The sequence below is a fragment of the Chryseobacterium angstadtii genome, from assembly GCF_001045465.1.
GTDB lineage: Bacteria > Bacteroidota > Bacteroidia > Flavobacteriales > Weeksellaceae > Chryseobacterium > Chryseobacterium angstadtii.
On record NZ_LFND01000003.1, the window covers coordinates 1,169,421 to 1,183,871 of the forward strand.

General features: G+C 38.3%; 15 protein-coding genes. 5 read left to right on the plus strand and 10 right to left on the minus strand.

What is annotated here, in order from left to right; translation table 11 throughout:
• Nucleotide 1: 1 nt before the first annotated feature.
• The 4 genes from ACM46_RS13120 to ACM46_RS13135 form a co-directional block, all read right to left on the minus strand.
• On the minus strand, nucleotides 2-1,582 hold the full coding sequence (locus ACM46_RS13120) for an ATP-dependent DNA ligase (RefSeq protein WP_048507062.1): 1,581 nt from the start codon (nucleotides 1,580-1,582) through the stop codon (nucleotides 2-4).
• Entirely contained in the window at nucleotides 1,579-2,601 is a 1,023-nt protein-coding gene (locus ACM46_RS13125) for a ligase-associated DNA damage response exonuclease (protein WP_048507063.1), read from the minus strand. Before ACM46_RS13125 ends, ACM46_RS13120 begins: the two co-directional genes overlap by 4 nt.
• Nucleotides 2,602-2,913: 312 nt before the next feature.
• The gene (locus ACM46_RS13130) at nucleotides 2,914-3,780 is read right to left on the minus strand and encodes a sigma-70 family RNA polymerase sigma factor (RefSeq protein WP_002979276.1); all 867 of its coding nucleotides are present in this window, start codon (nucleotides 3,778-3,780) and stop codon (nucleotides 2,914-2,916) included.
• Between the two features lie 226 nt (nucleotides 3,781-4,006).
• On the minus strand, nucleotides 4,007-4,798 hold the full coding sequence (locus ACM46_RS13135) for a S1/P1 nuclease (protein ID WP_048507064.1): 792 nt from the start codon (nucleotides 4,796-4,798) through the stop codon (nucleotides 4,007-4,009).
• Nucleotides 4,799-5,173: 375 nt separating this feature from the next.
• Between ACM46_RS13135 and ACM46_RS13140 the strand changes: the two genes are divergently transcribed.
• From ACM46_RS13140 to ACM46_RS13155, 4 genes are all read left to right on the plus strand, one after another.
• Nucleotides 5,174-6,115, plus strand: coding sequence for a type VI secretion system baseplate subunit TssG (locus ACM46_RS13140; RefSeq protein WP_048507065.1), 942 nt, complete (start codon nucleotides 5,174-5,176; stop codon nucleotides 6,113-6,115).
• Nucleotides 6,116-6,169: 54 nt separating this feature from the next.
• Nucleotides 6,170-7,072 carry a TssN family type VI secretion system protein gene (locus ACM46_RS13145; RefSeq protein ID WP_048507066.1) on the plus strand — a complete coding sequence of 301 codons (903 nt, stop codon included), beginning with the start codon at nucleotides 6,170-6,172 and terminating at the stop codon, nucleotides 7,070-7,072.
• 27 nt (nucleotides 7,073-7,099) lie between these two features.
• Complete coding sequence (locus ACM46_RS13150; RefSeq protein ID WP_048507067.1) at nucleotides 7,100-8,239, plus strand: hypothetical protein; 1,140 nt, start codon at nucleotides 7,100-7,102, stop codon at nucleotides 8,237-8,239.
• Nucleotides 8,240-8,348: 109 nt separating this feature from the next.
• Complete coding sequence (locus ACM46_RS13155; RefSeq protein WP_048507068.1) at nucleotides 8,349-9,515, plus strand: aminotransferase class V-fold PLP-dependent enzyme; 1,167 nt, start codon at nucleotides 8,349-8,351, stop codon at nucleotides 9,513-9,515.
• Nucleotides 9,516-9,638: 123 nt separating this feature from the next.
• Here ACM46_RS13155 and ACM46_RS13160 read toward each other — a convergent pair whose 3' ends face one another.
• Entirely contained in the window at nucleotides 9,639-10,292 is a 654-nt protein-coding gene (locus tag ACM46_RS13160; protein WP_048507069.1) for a metal-dependent transcriptional regulator, read from the minus strand.
• An 85-nt stretch (nucleotides 10,293-10,377) separates the two neighbouring features.
• Between ACM46_RS13160 and ACM46_RS13165 the strand changes: the two genes are divergently transcribed.
• Complete coding sequence (locus ACM46_RS13165; protein ID WP_048507070.1) at nucleotides 10,378-11,412, plus strand: threonine aldolase family protein; 1,035 nt, start codon at nucleotides 10,378-10,380, stop codon at nucleotides 11,410-11,412.
• A 65-nt stretch (nucleotides 11,413-11,477) separates the two neighbouring features.
• On the opposite strand, the gene ACM46_RS13170 is transcribed toward ACM46_RS13165, so the two are convergent.
• The 5 genes from ACM46_RS13170 to ACM46_RS13190 all read right to left on the minus strand — a co-directional run bounded on the left by ACM46_RS13170 (nucleotide 11,478) and on the right by ACM46_RS13190 (nucleotide 14,352).
• Nucleotides 11,478-11,978: a hypothetical protein gene (locus ACM46_RS13170; RefSeq protein ID WP_048507071.1), complete on the minus strand. Its 501-nt coding sequence runs from the start codon at nucleotides 11,976-11,978 to the stop codon at nucleotides 11,478-11,480.
• 189 nt (nucleotides 11,979-12,167) lie between these two features.
• Nucleotides 12,168-12,725: a DUF4256 domain-containing protein gene (locus tag ACM46_RS13175; RefSeq protein ID WP_048507072.1), complete on the minus strand. Its 558-nt coding sequence runs from the start codon at nucleotides 12,723-12,725 to the stop codon at nucleotides 12,168-12,170.
• Nucleotides 12,726-12,774: 49 nt separating this feature from the next.
• Nucleotides 12,775-13,173, minus strand: a complete 399-nt coding sequence (locus ACM46_RS13180) for a DoxX family protein (protein ID WP_048507073.1) — start codon at nucleotides 13,171-13,173, stop codon at nucleotides 12,775-12,777.
• 16 nt (nucleotides 13,174-13,189) lie between these two features.
• On the minus strand, nucleotides 13,190-13,768 hold the full coding sequence (locus ACM46_RS13185) for a YdeI/OmpD-associated family protein (RefSeq protein WP_048507074.1): 579 nt from the start codon (nucleotides 13,766-13,768) through the stop codon (nucleotides 13,190-13,192).
• Between the two features lie 83 nt (nucleotides 13,769-13,851).
• Complete coding sequence (locus ACM46_RS13190) at nucleotides 13,852-14,352, minus strand: SRPBCC family protein (protein WP_048507075.1); 501 nt, start codon at nucleotides 14,350-14,352, stop codon at nucleotides 13,852-13,854.
• Between the last annotated feature and the right edge of the window lie 99 nt (nucleotides 14,353-14,451).

Here is a 14,451-nt window from a genome sequence, read left to right on the forward strand (position 1 = left end):
ATTATTGAATCAGTTTTTTTATTTCTTCAAGATCATCTATTTCGTCAACCGTTTTATCTTTCCTCCATCTCAGAATTCTTGGAAATCTCAGGGCAACACCGCTTTTATGCCTGCTGCTGAAACCTATTCCTTCAAAAGCGATTTCAAAAACCAGTTCTGCTTTCACCGTACGTACAGGCCCAAACTTTTCAATGGCGTTTTTATTGACGAATTTACTGACTTCCATAATTTCTTTGTCGGTAAGCCCAGAATACGCCTTTGCTATGGTCACCAGAGTATCTCCGTTTTTTACGGCAAATGTGTAGTCTGTGTAATAGGCGCTACGTCTTCCGCTACCTTTTTGAGCATAAATTAAGACTGCATCAAGGGTAAGCGGGCTTACTTTCCATTTCCACCAATCGCCTTTTTTTCTTCCTGAATGATACGGTGAATCTTTCTTTTTCAGCATCAGTCCTTCACTGTTTATTTCCCTTGATTGTTCTCTTACCGTTTTCAGCTCTTCCCAATTCTCAAACCTGATCATCCGGGAAAGCTGTATATTCTGAGGAGCTTCATTCAACAGTAATTCTTCCAGCATAGCCCGCCGGGCTGCCATCGATTTTTCACGCAGATCGGTTCCTTCAAGTTCCAGAAGATCATAAACAAAGACTTCAACCGGGATTTCCCCCAGCATTTTTTTAGTTAAAGTTTTCCTGTTTAATCTTTTCTGTAATTCATTAAAATTTAACACTTTATCATCCTTTACCGCAAGTATCTCTCCATCTATGACAAAGTTTCCTTTCATGGCCTGTACAGCTTCTCTGATTTCCGGAAACTGATCAGTCACCAGCTCTTCACCTCTCGACCAGATAAAGACTTCATCATTCCTGCGGATGATCTGCCCGCGAATACCGTCCCATTTATATTCTACCTGCCAGTCTTCAGTATTGACCAGTTCTTCCGGTTCTTTTTCAAGAGGATAAGCAAGACAGAAAGGATAGGGTTTTGAATTATCGGGATTGACATTTTCTGCCGAAATAAGCTCCTGAAAAGAGATTTCCCCGGGAACCCACTTTCCCATAAGGCTGTGCATAAGCGTACTGGATTCCTGTGAAGAAAACCGGGTCAGTGCATTGATAAGGGTTTTATCGGAAACGCCGATTCTGAAACTTCCTCCCAGTAATTTATTAAAGATGAGACGTTCGGTATAATCCAAACCATTCCATGATTGCAGTACAAATTCTTTTTTTTCGGCTTCGGACTTATCTTTTAAACTGATAATATCCAACATCCATTGGGAAAGACTACGATCAATTTTTTCCGATGGTGGCGGAAGGATCAGTGAAATAGTTTCGCCCAAATCTCCAACCGAAGAATAACTTTCCTGAAACAACCAGAAAGGCAGCTGAGTGATCTCCAAAGCCCATTCTTTCATGTAATTGGTATTCACATTTCTTTTGGGTCTTTTTCCCGTAAACAATGCAATAAACCATACTTTATCTTCATCCGGAGCACGCTCCAGATAATCTATGATAGCATCTATTTTGGCATTGGTTTTATTGGTAGTTTCCAAAGCATTGATCAAATCTGCGAAATGTTTCATGGCTCAGGGTTTTCAACGGTTTCTTTTTCAGATTCTTCTTCGTCTTCCCCAAAAAGTGTTTCTACGACATCTGCCTTTATTCCTATTTCATTTAGATACTTGGAAAAAATTTCAGTCTGTCCGTGGGTAACGTGTACAATTTCAGCTTCTGTGGCTTTTACTGCCTGCAGCAATCCTTTCCAGTCGGCATGATCGCTCATAGCAAATCCTGCATCTGCACTGCGCCATCTTCTGGCTCCGCGCACCTGCATCCATCCGGAACATATGGCTGTTGCCGCATCCGGTATCTTTCTGATGATACTGCTGTCCAGCAAAGCAGGAGGAACAATGACAATTTCATGCTGCACTTCTTTAGCCTTTTCCCTGAAATCAGCAGTTTCGTAAGCCGGAAGATTAATTCCAACAGATTCAAAAGCTTCGTTCAGTTTTCCGATAGAATAATGAACGTATATTTTTCCCAGACCTTCTACCGCTTTCATAATACGCTGAGCTTTTCCGAGTGAATACCCGATAAATACGGATGTTTTTGAATTTTCCTGATTTTTGAGAACCCAGGTCTGGAGTTTTTTATTGAGATCGTCTGTTTCCAGCCAGTTGTAGACAGGCAGTCCAAAAGTACTTTCTGTAACAAACTCGTTACATTTTACCAGTTCAAAAGGTGTACTCAAACCATCTTCCTGAACTTTATAATCTCCTGAGATAACGGTAACATATCCTTTATACTCCAGTCTTATCTGCGCAGACCCGATAATGTGTCCGGCAGGATGCATTGAAACTTTGACGCCATTAAGGTTTACGGCTTCACCATATTCAACGCTCTGGCATTCAATATCAATCCCAATTCTCTGATACAGGATGGGTTTGGTGTAATGATGACAGAGGTATTTTTTCATTCCCCAGCGGGCATGATCTGCGTGTCCGTGGGTAATAACTGCCAGATCTACAGGTCTCCAGGGATCAATATAGAATTTTCCCTGCGGGCAGTATATTCCTTTTTTGGTGAATGTGATTAATTTCAATGGTGTGATTGGTTTATTTTTTATATTCAAAAATCCAACCAATTTAAAAGAATTTAATGATTTTATCTAAGCAGTAAGGGGAGATTTTCACTTTTTTATCAATATCAATTGTTCATTTTTAAATATCTGGCCTGAGTAGGTTTAACTCTAGATTTAGAAAGGTGAATTTTGCTACGCAAGTGAAATGTGAAACTCTCAAACCCGGAACTCGTAATTCTCAGTATCTTAATTTTCTTAACCCGATACGAAATCATCAGACAAAAAAAACGGAGCCTGAAAACAGACTCCGCACTTAATGTTTTTACGCTAAAATTATTTACCTAGATAAGATTTAAGGATCTTACTTCTGGTATTGTGTTTTAGTCTCTTAATTGCTTTTTCTTTGATCTGACGAACTCTCTCTCTTGTAAGATCGAAAGTTTCACCGATTTCTTCTAAAGTCATCGGGTGTTTTCCGTTCAGTCCGAAGTATAATCTTACCAAATCTGCCTCTCTTGGAGTCAAAGTATTTAATGCTCTTTCGATCTCAATCTGAAGAGATTCAAGCATTAAGTCTTTGTCCGGACTTGGAGATTCACCTGAACGCAATACATCATAAAGATTAGAATCTTCACCTTCTACTAAAGGCGCATCCATAGACAGGTGTCTTCCGGAGTTTTTCATAGATTCTTTGATATCTTCCTCACTCATGTCAAGAACTTCAGCCAATTCTTCCGGAGAAGGAGGTCTTTCATTTTCTTGTTCAAGGTGAGCGTATGCTTTATTAATCTTGTTGATGGAACCGATTTTATTTAGCGGAAGCCTTACAATCCTTGACTGTTCAGCTAAAGCCTGTAAAATTGACTGACGAATCCACCAAACCGCATAAGAGATAAATTTGAAACCTCTAGTTTCATCGTACCTTTTTGCTGCTTTCATCAGTCCTAAGTTACCTTCATTAATCAAATCGGGTAAAGAAAGACCTTGATTTTGGTATTGCTTGGATACAGAAACTACGAAACGAAGGTTGGCTTTGATTAGTTTCTCCAGTGCAGCTCTGTCGCCTGCACGTATTCTTTGTGCCAATTCTACTTCTTCGTCCGCAGTGATCAGTTCCACTTTACCAATTTCCTGCAAATACTTGTCTAATGAAGCAGTTTCCCTGTTGGTTACCTGCTTAGTGATTTTTAATTGTCTCATCTATTTTTATCCTCAAAAAAGAGTTACTGTATATTATACGTATGAAGAGGTACAAAGGTTACACCAGTTTTAATTATTTTTTAAATTTAAGTCCGGCACCGGATAAGAGTCGTCCGATTTCCGGCCAGAACCCAAAGCTTTAGGGTATAAAAAAAGCGGAACCGAAGCCCCGCTTGGATGGTGGCTTCGAGTTCCTCAGCCACCAGTATTTTTTACAAACTGATGATTAGAATAAATCGTTCAATAATTTGGCCAGTCTTAGCCCTCCGTAAAGAAGCTGTCTTTCCATAGTATCATTGAATTTGTACTGATAATCATAAGATAATTTTGACCCGTCCGGAGTCTGCGCATAAATCTTATTGGCAATCTGATGAGAATCATATAACCAGTCTTCTACAGTTCCAGTCTGGATTTTTGCCACTTCATCTTTTGATTTGATATCCAACAGGCTGGCGTATTCTGTATAGCTGTATTTCTGAGAATCTACCAGTTTCCCGTCCCATACGGAATGAAGATTGGTTTTGTCCCCGAAATAGGTTACATTAATTTTGTTCCCACCAAGATCTTCAGCTCTTCCTACATGAAGCGGCTGGGCAAGATCACCCATGATGTGAATAAGGAAAATCAGGGCTATTTTTCTGTCTTTTTCAGAAGTTTTTTCGTCTTTGATCTGGCTCGACAATGTATTTATCTGCGTAAAAAGACTTGGACCTGCCTGCATTTTCAGGTTTTGGTCAAAAGCTTTAAAATCTGTCTGTGGATCAACATTTACATAATGCCATGATGAAGCCTGCTTCCATACTCCGGTGGTATCCGACTTGATGAAGTCCGGCCAGTTAGCCCAATAGGCAAGACGTTCTTTACCCATTATTTTTTTGATTTCTCTCCTTGCTTTCCCCGACAGATGATTTTCTGCGATTTCAGCAATGATGCGGTGTCCCGTCAATCCCCATGCATAAGAATAAAGGGAAGATGAAATAAATGCTAAAATTAAAATTTTAGAATAAATACTTTTCATTATAAATAACATTTTACAAGCTGCAAAGATACGTCCCGGTTTCCGAACCTGTATCAATTATCATCAATTTCTCATCAGTCAAATGTTAATAAAATTTAATCTAAATAAAATAAATAAAGTATAAAATTCTATAACTATTAGAATTATAAGGAAGTTTATTGCGCAAATACCTCAATATGAGTTATGAAATTTACATTTTGCTCTTCTCACTTTCGCCCTGTTGAAAGCTGTATCACCGTATTTTTACGGAATTTGTCATGTAATATTCCTTTTGATGCCAATAAATTAGTATTTTTAGAAGAAAATTATTGGGAAAATATTTTTTCAAACTTATGAGATATATTATCTTTACAAGTCATAATCACAGGAAACACTATGTATGAGAATAATATTGTAGACATGCATTACAATAAGCTGCAGACCGACTTCAAAGCTGAAGCTGTGGCCGTTAATCTTTTGAAATATCAACGGGCGGTAAGTAATATATTTATAGAGCGGATCGGGATCAACGACCGTGCTTATCTGAAGGACATCAAAAGCATTTCGAGCAGTTATTTAGGGTTTGATGAGGAGGTTTTCACGATAGAAACCTACAGAGAAGGTATTTATGACTATCTCCCGGAAGGTCTTTTTCATCCGCCTTCGTTAGGCGCTTCCAGAAAAAATGTAGATACGGTAGTACGCGAAATCCGAAAGCAGAAAAAAGTAGAAGAGGATGCCCGGAAATTTTTCCGTCCTTTTGAACTGGAAATATTTTTTACAGAAATCAGTTCGCTGCTTAAAGAATCTGAATTTGATATTTCGAGTGATACGGATACTTTAATGGATACGGTAAGCGAACTCTGGCCTCTTATTAAAATGCTGGATGAGCAGAGTGCTTATATCTTCATCTATATTTTACCTTTTTTTCATCAGATAAGAGGTGACAAACGATGGTTTGAAAGATGTATGACTGCTTTTCTGCAGGTGCCGGTAGAGGTTACTTTTGCCCCTAACATTATTGACAGGATTGAAAGAAATGACGATTCTATGCTATTGGGTAATTCAAAACTGGGCGTTACCTATATTCCAAGCGGAAAGCATATGGACGGACAACGGAACTGGGTAGTGAATATCGGCCCGATTCCTTACATGGAAATGAAGAAATATATTTCCGGAAATCCGTTCAGAAATGTCCTGCAGGCGCTATACGATTATTTTCTTCCCGTAACGGTAGACGTGGAAGAGAATTTTATTACAGAAAAGCAAGAGTATTCTTTCAGTCTTGAGGACGACGAAAGAAATGCCAGCCGCCTCGGATACTCTACATTCCTCTAAAATAATTTATTATATTTACAACTACCAACAAAGTATAAATTTGAAAAGAAACAAATGGAAATTTCTTCAGTAAAAGGTATTTTTTTAAGGTATATTTTAATGCCTTTAATCGCATTGATTATGATGTTTATTCTGGGAATCATCAGAAGAAACAAACCTGCTATTAAAATTAAAGTAATTATCATATATCTTCTTCTTTGCAGCTTGTGTCTGGCTCTGCCTGGAATTTTTGGTTTTGCCGGAAATCTTTTTAATCCTTACTGGTATCTTATTGCACAGATTATTTACCTCATTTTTGGTATTATACACGTTAATTTACTGCACAGATATTTCAGAAAGCATATTGATTCTGTAGGAATGAGCATCCTGTTTGAATCCATCCTGTCTTTAGCGTGTCTTGCTTTCGGAGGATTCCTGTTTACCCTGATCTTTAACTTAGTTAGCAAAGGAGCAGGATATGCTGCAATGGCTTCTACGAGTATGGCTATCTTTGTAGTTCCGATGGTATTTTATTACTGCTATGTACAGTTTATCAGCATTCCATTTGATATTTACAAAACATGGAGATATTCTCCGGATCAGAAACTCCCGGATTTTGAAGGAGCAGATTTCGACAGATTAATGGTACTGAATGTGGAGCTGAGCAAAAACCTTGAAGATTCCAACAGATTCAGAATAAAAGCCAAAACACTTCCAACCGGAGTAACGTTCGGTGATTGGTTCTACAGGGTAGTGGACGACTATAATCACAAAAACCCAAGTTCTATCATTCACCTTTCAGATATTGAAAAAGAGCCTTATTACTGGATTTTTTACACCAAAAAATCATTCTTCAGCTTCAGAAGATATATAGACTTCGACCAGGATATCTCTACCAACGGTATTTCAGAAAACGAAGTAGTTATCTGCAAAAGAGTTATTCAGCATGAGGAAGAAGGACTACAAAGAAGATCATAATCACAGAAAATTTAAAAAGTATTACATATGATACAGCCTATTAAACATTTTGCAATCAATTGGGTAGACGGGATGAAAGTTTCCCAGAGACACCTTAATGATCAGGATAATTTTTTAATTGACACCATCAGAGATTCCAGCTCACTTGGGATTACTACATATAATTACGGACTTCTACCCATATCTAACGAGTATACGGATAAAACCATTTTTGATGTTCATAATACAGCAACGAATGATGTACAGCTTGTTATAAAAAGATGCAGCGCCATTACTATGGCCGGATACCGTATTGATCTTAGCGACAGGAGAGTGAGTGTGAAGTCACTTGCCAAATCCATGAATGAGGAACAGGCAGACGGAGAATATTACATCCTGATTTCTGTGAATCCTTTCGATAAAGTACCTTTCGGAGATATTGATCCGGAAGAAATTCCGCCACGCCATCCCAATGCGCAGCCGAATCACCATATCGAGCTTCTTCCTGTAACGTCGCTGAACAGCAGCTATTCCGGAGGAAATTATCTGATTATCGGAAAGGTAGACCTGAAAGCGAATATTGCACAGGTGGATTCTAATTTTATTCCGCCTTGTACTTCTATCCAAAGTCATCCAGCTTTACTGGATTATTATAGCAGCTATGCAAAATCCATAGGAAACCTGCAGCAGTATGCTTTTAAAATTATTCAAAAAGCCTCACATAAAAACCAGAATACGGCATTGGCACAGAATGTAAAATTCCTGTGTACCACGATGGTGAATACGTTCGGAGATATGTATTTCCAGTTCAGAAATATTACACCGTGGCAGCCACCTGTATTTCTTATAGAGTCTTTTGCGAAGCTTGCTCTTCATCTCTATAATTCTACCCAGCTTCTGGTTCCTGCCGAACTGGAAGAAATGTTGAATTACAGTTTGGAATGGAGTGAAATTGCCCCTCATACATTACTGAACCAGCTTTCTATTGTAGCTGAAACCAATTATGATCACCACAACTGTGGGGAACCTTTGCTGTATATCCAGCAGATGTTACGCAGTCTTGAAATTATATTCTCTAAACTGAGTGAACTTGACTACATCGGGCAGAGAAAAGAAAATATTATTGTTAACGAACAGGAAGTTTCTACGAATACCAACCCGAAGAGAGGGTGGAGTGTTCTGGATTAATAAACGACTTCATAAAATACAGAATCCCGATAGAAATAGTCGGGATTTTTTATGGTTAAAAACCCCTTGATCTGCCTGTAAAAGGCATTTATAATTAAATTAAATAAGAATGAACTTAGATATTATAAGAAAAGATACATTAGGCTGCACCGATAAAATATTTCTCAACAGTGCAGGAGGCTCTCTGATGCCGGAACCTGTCGTAAAAACAATGACTGACTATATCCTTCTTGAACAGCAGCATGGTGCTTATGGCGCTGCCGACCGATATTCTGAGCAGATTGAACAATTTTACACTGAAGCTGCCAAGTTGATTAATGCTCAGCCGAATAATATAGCATTTACCGTAAGTTCTACAGATGCCTATGCGAAAGCTTTATCCAGTATTGATTTCAAAGATGGTGATGTTATTATTACAACCAACGATGATTATATTTCCAATCAGATTGCTTTTTTTTCATTACAGAAAAGACTGAATGTTGAAATAATCCGTGTCAAAAATCTTCCTGATCATGAACTGGATCTTGAAGATCTGGAATATCTTATAAAAAAGCACGATCCAAAACTGGTTGCTGTCACTCATATTCCTACTAATTCGGGGCTTATTCAGAATGTGGAAGGCGCTGGAAAGATCTGCCGTCTTTATGATGTGCTTTATCTCGTAGATGCCTGCCAGTCGGTAGGACAGCTTGCTGTAGATGTTGAAAAGATGGACTGTGATTTTCTTACCGCTACAGGCAGAAAATTTATGCGCGGGCCGAGAGGAACAGGATTATTATACGTTTCGGACAGGGTTCTGGAAAGAAATATGGCTCCGCTTTTTATAGACACAAAAGGAGCGGAATGGACAGGATTTAATGAGTACAAGCTGCTAAAAACAGCCAAAAGATTTGAACTCTGGGAAACTTCCATCAGTTCTATTCTGGGATTTACAGAAGCAGCCAAATATGCCACCGGAATCGGTTTATCTCATATTGAGAGCTATAACAGAATTCTGGCAGAAAGTTTACGGGAAGGACTAAAGAATAAAGGGTTCAGAATTTTGGATGAAGGAAATAATCTGTGCAGCATTGTTACGTTCTGCAATGCTGACGGAAGTATCGAAAGTATTTATAAAACTTTGAAAGATAATCATGTTTATTTTTCCGTAAGCAATAAAAGCAATGCCCTGATTGATTTCACCTTTAAAAATGTTGAGAAGGCTATACGTTTTTCCCCGCATTATTTCAATACTTCTGAGGAAATTGAGCAGGTGGTAAAAATTTTGGGAGGGTAGGATCTGGTGGCTTCGGGAGCCTCAGCCACCAGCTTGAATGATGGCACAAAAGAATAATGATTTCTTACAGCTCAACTGTAACATATTATCGGTGGCTGAGGCCCTCGAAGCCACCAAGAATTATTATTTCTTCACCAATATCTTTTCAGTAGCCTTTTTGCTCAGAACTTCTTTATGATTACCAATTTCTATGGTCATGGATTTATCAAAATCTTCAATTTTAATCACCTTAACTTTGGTATTAAGAAGTAGTTTTCTTTCATTGAGATAGCTCAGGAAGCCGTCGTCTGATAATGTTACCGATGCAAAAACTACAGTTTCTCCTGGTTTGCACGCACTCAGTTTCTGTAAGTCCTGTGAAATAATATTTCCGTCTTTATCCGGAATGGGTTCTCCATGAGGATCAAACTTTGGATAATCCAGAATTTCATCCATTTTATCAAAAAATATCTGTGAATGCACATGTTCCAGCTGTTCTGCAATTTCGTGTACATTTTCCCAGCCAAAGTTCATTTTTTTCACAAGAAACATTTCGGTAAGCCTGTGTTTACGGACTACCAAAGCTGCTTCCCGTTTTCCGCTTGCGGTAACTACCAGTGGCTTGTATGTTTCATAAACGACCCATTTTTTATCGGCGAATTTCTTCATCATGTTATTCACGCTCGGCATTTTCACGTTTAAAAATTTGCTGAGTTCATTGATCGTCACTTTCCCTTCATTGTCAACTAAATGAAACAAAGCCTTCAGATAATTTTCTTCTGTTAATGTTGTTCTCAAAATGTTAGATGATTTTCAGTACAAATCTAACAAAATATTATGTAAAATCTGCTCTTGTTATTTTAACTTTTTTTAATTTTACTCTATGAAATTTTCTTTTAAAAATGACTATTCAGAGGGATGTCACCCAAATATTCTACAAGCCTTAGTACAATATAATCTTGAGCAGCAAGCCGGATATGGCGAAGATCAGTATTCTCTTCAGGCTAAGAAACTGATTAAGGAAAGAATTAAAAAAACAAATTCCGAGGTATATCTGGTTTCCGGAGGAACACAGGCCAATCTGATTGTGATCTCTTCGATTCTGAGACCTTATCAATGCGTAATATCAGCCGCACCGGGCCATATTTTGAATAATGAAACAGGAGCTATTGAAGCTACAGGGCACAAAGTTTTAAGTATTGACACGGAAGATGGCAAGCTCAGACCTTCCGATATTCTGCCGGTGCTGGAAAACCACAGCAATATTCCACATCAGGTGATGCCGAAACTGGTTTATATATCGAACTCTACAGAACTGGGAACTGTTTATCTGGCTGATGAACTTCAGGAACTTTCGGATTTCTGCCGTGAAAAAAATCTGTACCTTTTTATGGACGGAGCCAGATTAGGACATGGATTAACGTCTGAAATCAGTGATCTGACCTTAGAAAAAGTAGCAGAGCTTACCGATGTGTTTTACTTAGGCGGAACGAAAAACGGAGCATTGATAGGAGAGGCCATTGTTATTAATAATCCGGAACTTCAACCTGATTTTGCTTTTAATATTAAACAAAAAGGCGCTTTGCTGGCTAAAGGGCGTCTTCTTGGCATTCAGTTTATGGAACTGATGAAAAATGATCTGTATTTTGATCTTGCCCGGCATGCCAATAATCAGGCAATGAAAATCAAGAATGCTTTAAAGGAAAAAGGAGCCCAATTCCTTTCTGATACATATACCAATCAGATTTTCCCGATTATAAGCCATGAAATGATTGATATTTTGTCGGAAGGCTTTGAATTTTATGTTTGGAAAAAAATAGATGAACAATCATCTGCAATACGCCTTATCACTTCATGGAATACAGGTGATGAAGCGGTAGAACGTTTTATAGAAATAATAAAAAAAGAGTTTCAATAAAATAGTATAGAAAAGGTGGCTTCAAGTTCTTTAGCCACCTTTTTATTTTGTTTGACAAATTAATATTACTTCAAAGCCTTAGTTACTACTTTACAGTCTGCAGGCTCCAGCTTTTGACCGTCCTTATAGCTGATCTTTTTTTCATCGGCATATTTAGACTGTCCGTCCTCTTCTTTATGATTTCCAATTCCTTCCGTTAACGTATTATCTTTCTGAATAAAGAAAATATCTCTTTTGCTTTTGGTACCTTCGGATTCGAATTCATAGGTAAGCTTTAAGGTGTCTCCTGATTTAAACCCGGTTACATCTCCTTTTGAACTGTCTTTTTCACTGTTTTTGTAAGCCAGTTTTCCCGTAATGGTTCCCAGATTATCATCTATTGAAGCAAAAACACTGTCTTTTCCGGTAACACCTACATAACAAAACGATTTTGGTCCCAGAGTATCTACCACAGGCTCAACAACGGCAAGCGTATCTGCTACCACTTTAGGAGCCGGAGTCTCAGTTTTTTTATTACAGTTGATTAAAAAAGCTGAGGCAGCACCCAATAAGATTAATTTTTTCATATCCTTAATTGTTAAATCAAATTTCAATTCTGCTAAAATAGCAATACTATTTGTATATTAAAAACAGGATATCAACATATAATGATTTTATGATGCAGAGTCTTATTTAACTCAGCTTTTTAAGCGATTAATTATAAAAAAACTCTGGAAATATTTGTGTTCCCTGAAAACTTCAAAGTAAAAAAGGTTTTAAACTCTGAGCATGCCCCGGAAACCTCTGGCCGCGTAATAAGAATCGGCTCCGTTGTGATACATAAAAACCATATTATAACGGCGATCGCAGAAAATAGCGCCTCCAAGTTCTCTTATATGGACAGGCGTTTTCACCCAGCTTGATGTTTTTAGATCAAACTTTCCAAGTTCCTGAAGCCGGCGGTATTGTTCTTCCGTTAATAATTCGATGCCCATTTCCGCAGCTTTATCAATGACGTTGTTTTCTGGTTTATTGGCTTTTCGGGATTCCCAGGCTTGATAATCATAGCAGAGACTTCTGCGCTTAGGACTTTCTGCGGAACAGTCGAAAAATAGATATTCATCCGTCTTTTTGTCGTAGTCTACCACATCCGGCTCACCTTCCGTTTCTTCCATTTCATTCAGTGACCATAATTTTTCAGGAGAGGCTTCCAGTTTCGATTGTATTTTTTCCCAGTTCAAACTGGTATGACGGGATTTATTTTTTTCAAAACGGGTTTTTAAAACTTTTAGGAGTTCCTGGCTCTGTTCGACCGTTAGTTTCTTTTTGCTCATATCAGATGGATTTAAATGATTTGAATATTCCTTTACAATTTAAGAGGTTTTATGCAGATACCGGAAATTTTCTGTCCCCAGGTCTTGAATACCAGGAAATACAGACTAAAGTAAGCAGTAATAAAGCAGGGAAAGTCCTTCCCGCAGTATCTCCAATAATGAGATGAGAAACCAATGCACCGGACATCAGAAAGAAAAACCCAGCATAAGCCCATTCTTTCAATAAAGGCCGTTTGGGAATCAATACGGCGATAACTCCCAGTAATTTGCATATCCCGATAATCGTCATGAGATAGGCAGGATAGCCGAGATTCGCAAAATTGGCAAGTTCATCTTTGTTTTTCATAAGCTGTACAATAGCTGTCGAAACCATACCCAGCGCCATCCATAAGGTGAAAATCCAGTAGATAATCCGGTTTCTTTTTTGTGATTTGTTCTGTGTTTCCATAATTAGTTTTTTTAGTTTAATCGTTTAAGCCTTTTCCGATAAGGATCTGAGGAATGCATTTTTCAATTCTGGTTTCTCTCGTCTGAGACTGTTTTGCAGAAGAAAAGTGGAGTAGGTAAGCTCTTTGTCTTCCGGGTGTAAGTGCTTTAAAAGCTTCCTGCAATGCCAGATCTTGGTCCAGTTTGTTCTGAAACTCTTCGACCATTTCAAAGTCTTTTGTCTTCTTCATTTCCACTTTAGCTCCCGATTCTTCAATTTCAACCGCTTCAAACATGTAGGAACGGAGAATTTCTTCCAGATCATTAATTTGCTCTACCTCTGTAAAACGGATCTGTCTTGCAGCCTGTACGTTTTCAGATTGCTGGATGAGGATATGGTCCGGGTCTTTCATCAATGCCCCTTTAAAGAAAAGAAGAGCACAATATTCCTTAAAACCGTGGATCAGGAAAATGTTTTTCTTTTCATAAGTGTAACAAGGACAGCCCCATTTTACATCTTCTATGAGGTCTGTGCTTAAAGCAATTGTTCTTAATTTTTCAAATTCTTTGTGCCATTGATCGGCTTTATCAAAGAAAAAATCAGCTTTTGAATTCATGTGGTTTGGGTTTTCGGATTACGAGGTGCGAATTAGTGAGTTTTGTGTTTCGTGATGCGAGGTATTGAACTTTGGGGTTCGGGTTACTTAGGGGGAGCACAAACCCCGGATCTCGTATCTCGGAACACGTCAAACATTTCCTGCAAACGGTTGTGAGCCATATTAATTCCTTGTGCAAAAGGTAACTTCAGATGCTGATCTCTGAAGTCTGCAGATTTATAAATAGTCTGAATGGTAATTTTACTGGTGGTATCCGTTAGCTTTTCAAATTCTAAAAACTCTATCTGAGCCGGAAAAGGGGTGTTTTCCATCTGGAAAGTTCTTATAATTTTTTCATTCTGAACAATGTCATGAATGGTTCCATTGGCGCTGAAAACTACATCTCCCTGAGGATTTGATGTCTCGAAACGGTAACTTCCATGAGGCTTGTTTTCAAATTTTGTGACTTTAGTTCCCATCCATTGCTCGAAAAGTTCAGCTTCTGTATACGCCTTGAAAAGGAGTTCTACAGGAAGATCAAATTCTCTGGTGATGAAAATTTCCTGTTTACCGTCTTCGGCTTGAATTTTTGTTTTGAGTTCCATATTTTGAGTTTGAGGGTTTGAGGGTGGGAGAGTTTTTTGAGTTTCGGGATACGGGTTACGGGGTGCGAGGTTTAGGTTATGAGAATGAAAGGTTAATAG

What these genes read in the sequence shown, in the direction of transcription:
- ACM46_RS13120 (WP_048507062.1), bottom strand. Translation starts at nt 1,582, where the DNA reads ATGAAACATTTCGCAGATTTGATCAATGCTTTGGAAACTACCAATAAA.
- ACM46_RS13130 (WP_002979276.1), bottom strand. Translation starts at nt 3,780, where the DNA reads ATGAGACAATTAAAAATCACTAAGCAGGTAACCAACAGGGAAACTGCT.
- ACM46_RS13135 (WP_048507064.1), bottom strand. Translation starts at nt 4,798, where the DNA reads ATGAAAAGTATTTATTCTAAAATTTTAATTTTAGCATTTATTTCATCT.
- ACM46_RS13140 (WP_048507065.1), top strand. Translation starts at nt 5,174, where the DNA reads ATGTATGAGAATAATATTGTAGACATGCATTACAATAAGCTGCAGACC.
- ACM46_RS13145 (WP_048507066.1), top strand. Translation starts at nt 6,170, where the DNA reads ATGGAAATTTCTTCAGTAAAAGGTATTTTTTTAAGGTATATTTTAATG.
- ACM46_RS13150 (WP_048507067.1), top strand. Translation starts at nt 7,100, where the DNA reads ATGATACAGCCTATTAAACATTTTGCAATCAATTGGGTAGACGGGATG.
- ACM46_RS13155 (WP_048507068.1), top strand. Translation starts at nt 8,349, where the DNA reads ATGAACTTAGATATTATAAGAAAAGATACATTAGGCTGCACCGATAAA.
- ACM46_RS13165 (WP_048507070.1), top strand. Translation starts at nt 10,378, where the DNA reads ATGAAATTTTCTTTTAAAAATGACTATTCAGAGGGATGTCACCCAAAT.
- ACM46_RS13170 (WP_048507071.1), bottom strand. Translation starts at nt 11,978, where the DNA reads ATGAAAAAATTAATCTTATTGGGTGCTGCCTCAGCTTTTTTAATCAAC.
- ACM46_RS13175 (WP_048507072.1), bottom strand. Translation starts at nt 12,725, where the DNA reads ATGAGCAAAAAGAAACTAACGGTCGAACAGAGCCAGGAACTCCTAAAA.
- ACM46_RS13180 (WP_048507073.1), bottom strand. Translation starts at nt 13,173, where the DNA reads ATGGAAACACAGAACAAATCACAAAAAAGAAACCGGATTATCTACTGG.
- ACM46_RS13185 (WP_048507074.1), bottom strand. Translation starts at nt 13,768, where the DNA reads ATGAATTCAAAAGCTGATTTTTTCTTTGATAAAGCCGATCAATGGCAC.
- ACM46_RS13190 (WP_048507075.1), bottom strand. Translation starts at nt 14,352, where the DNA reads ATGGAACTCAAAACAAAAATTCAAGCCGAAGACGGTAAACAGGAAATT.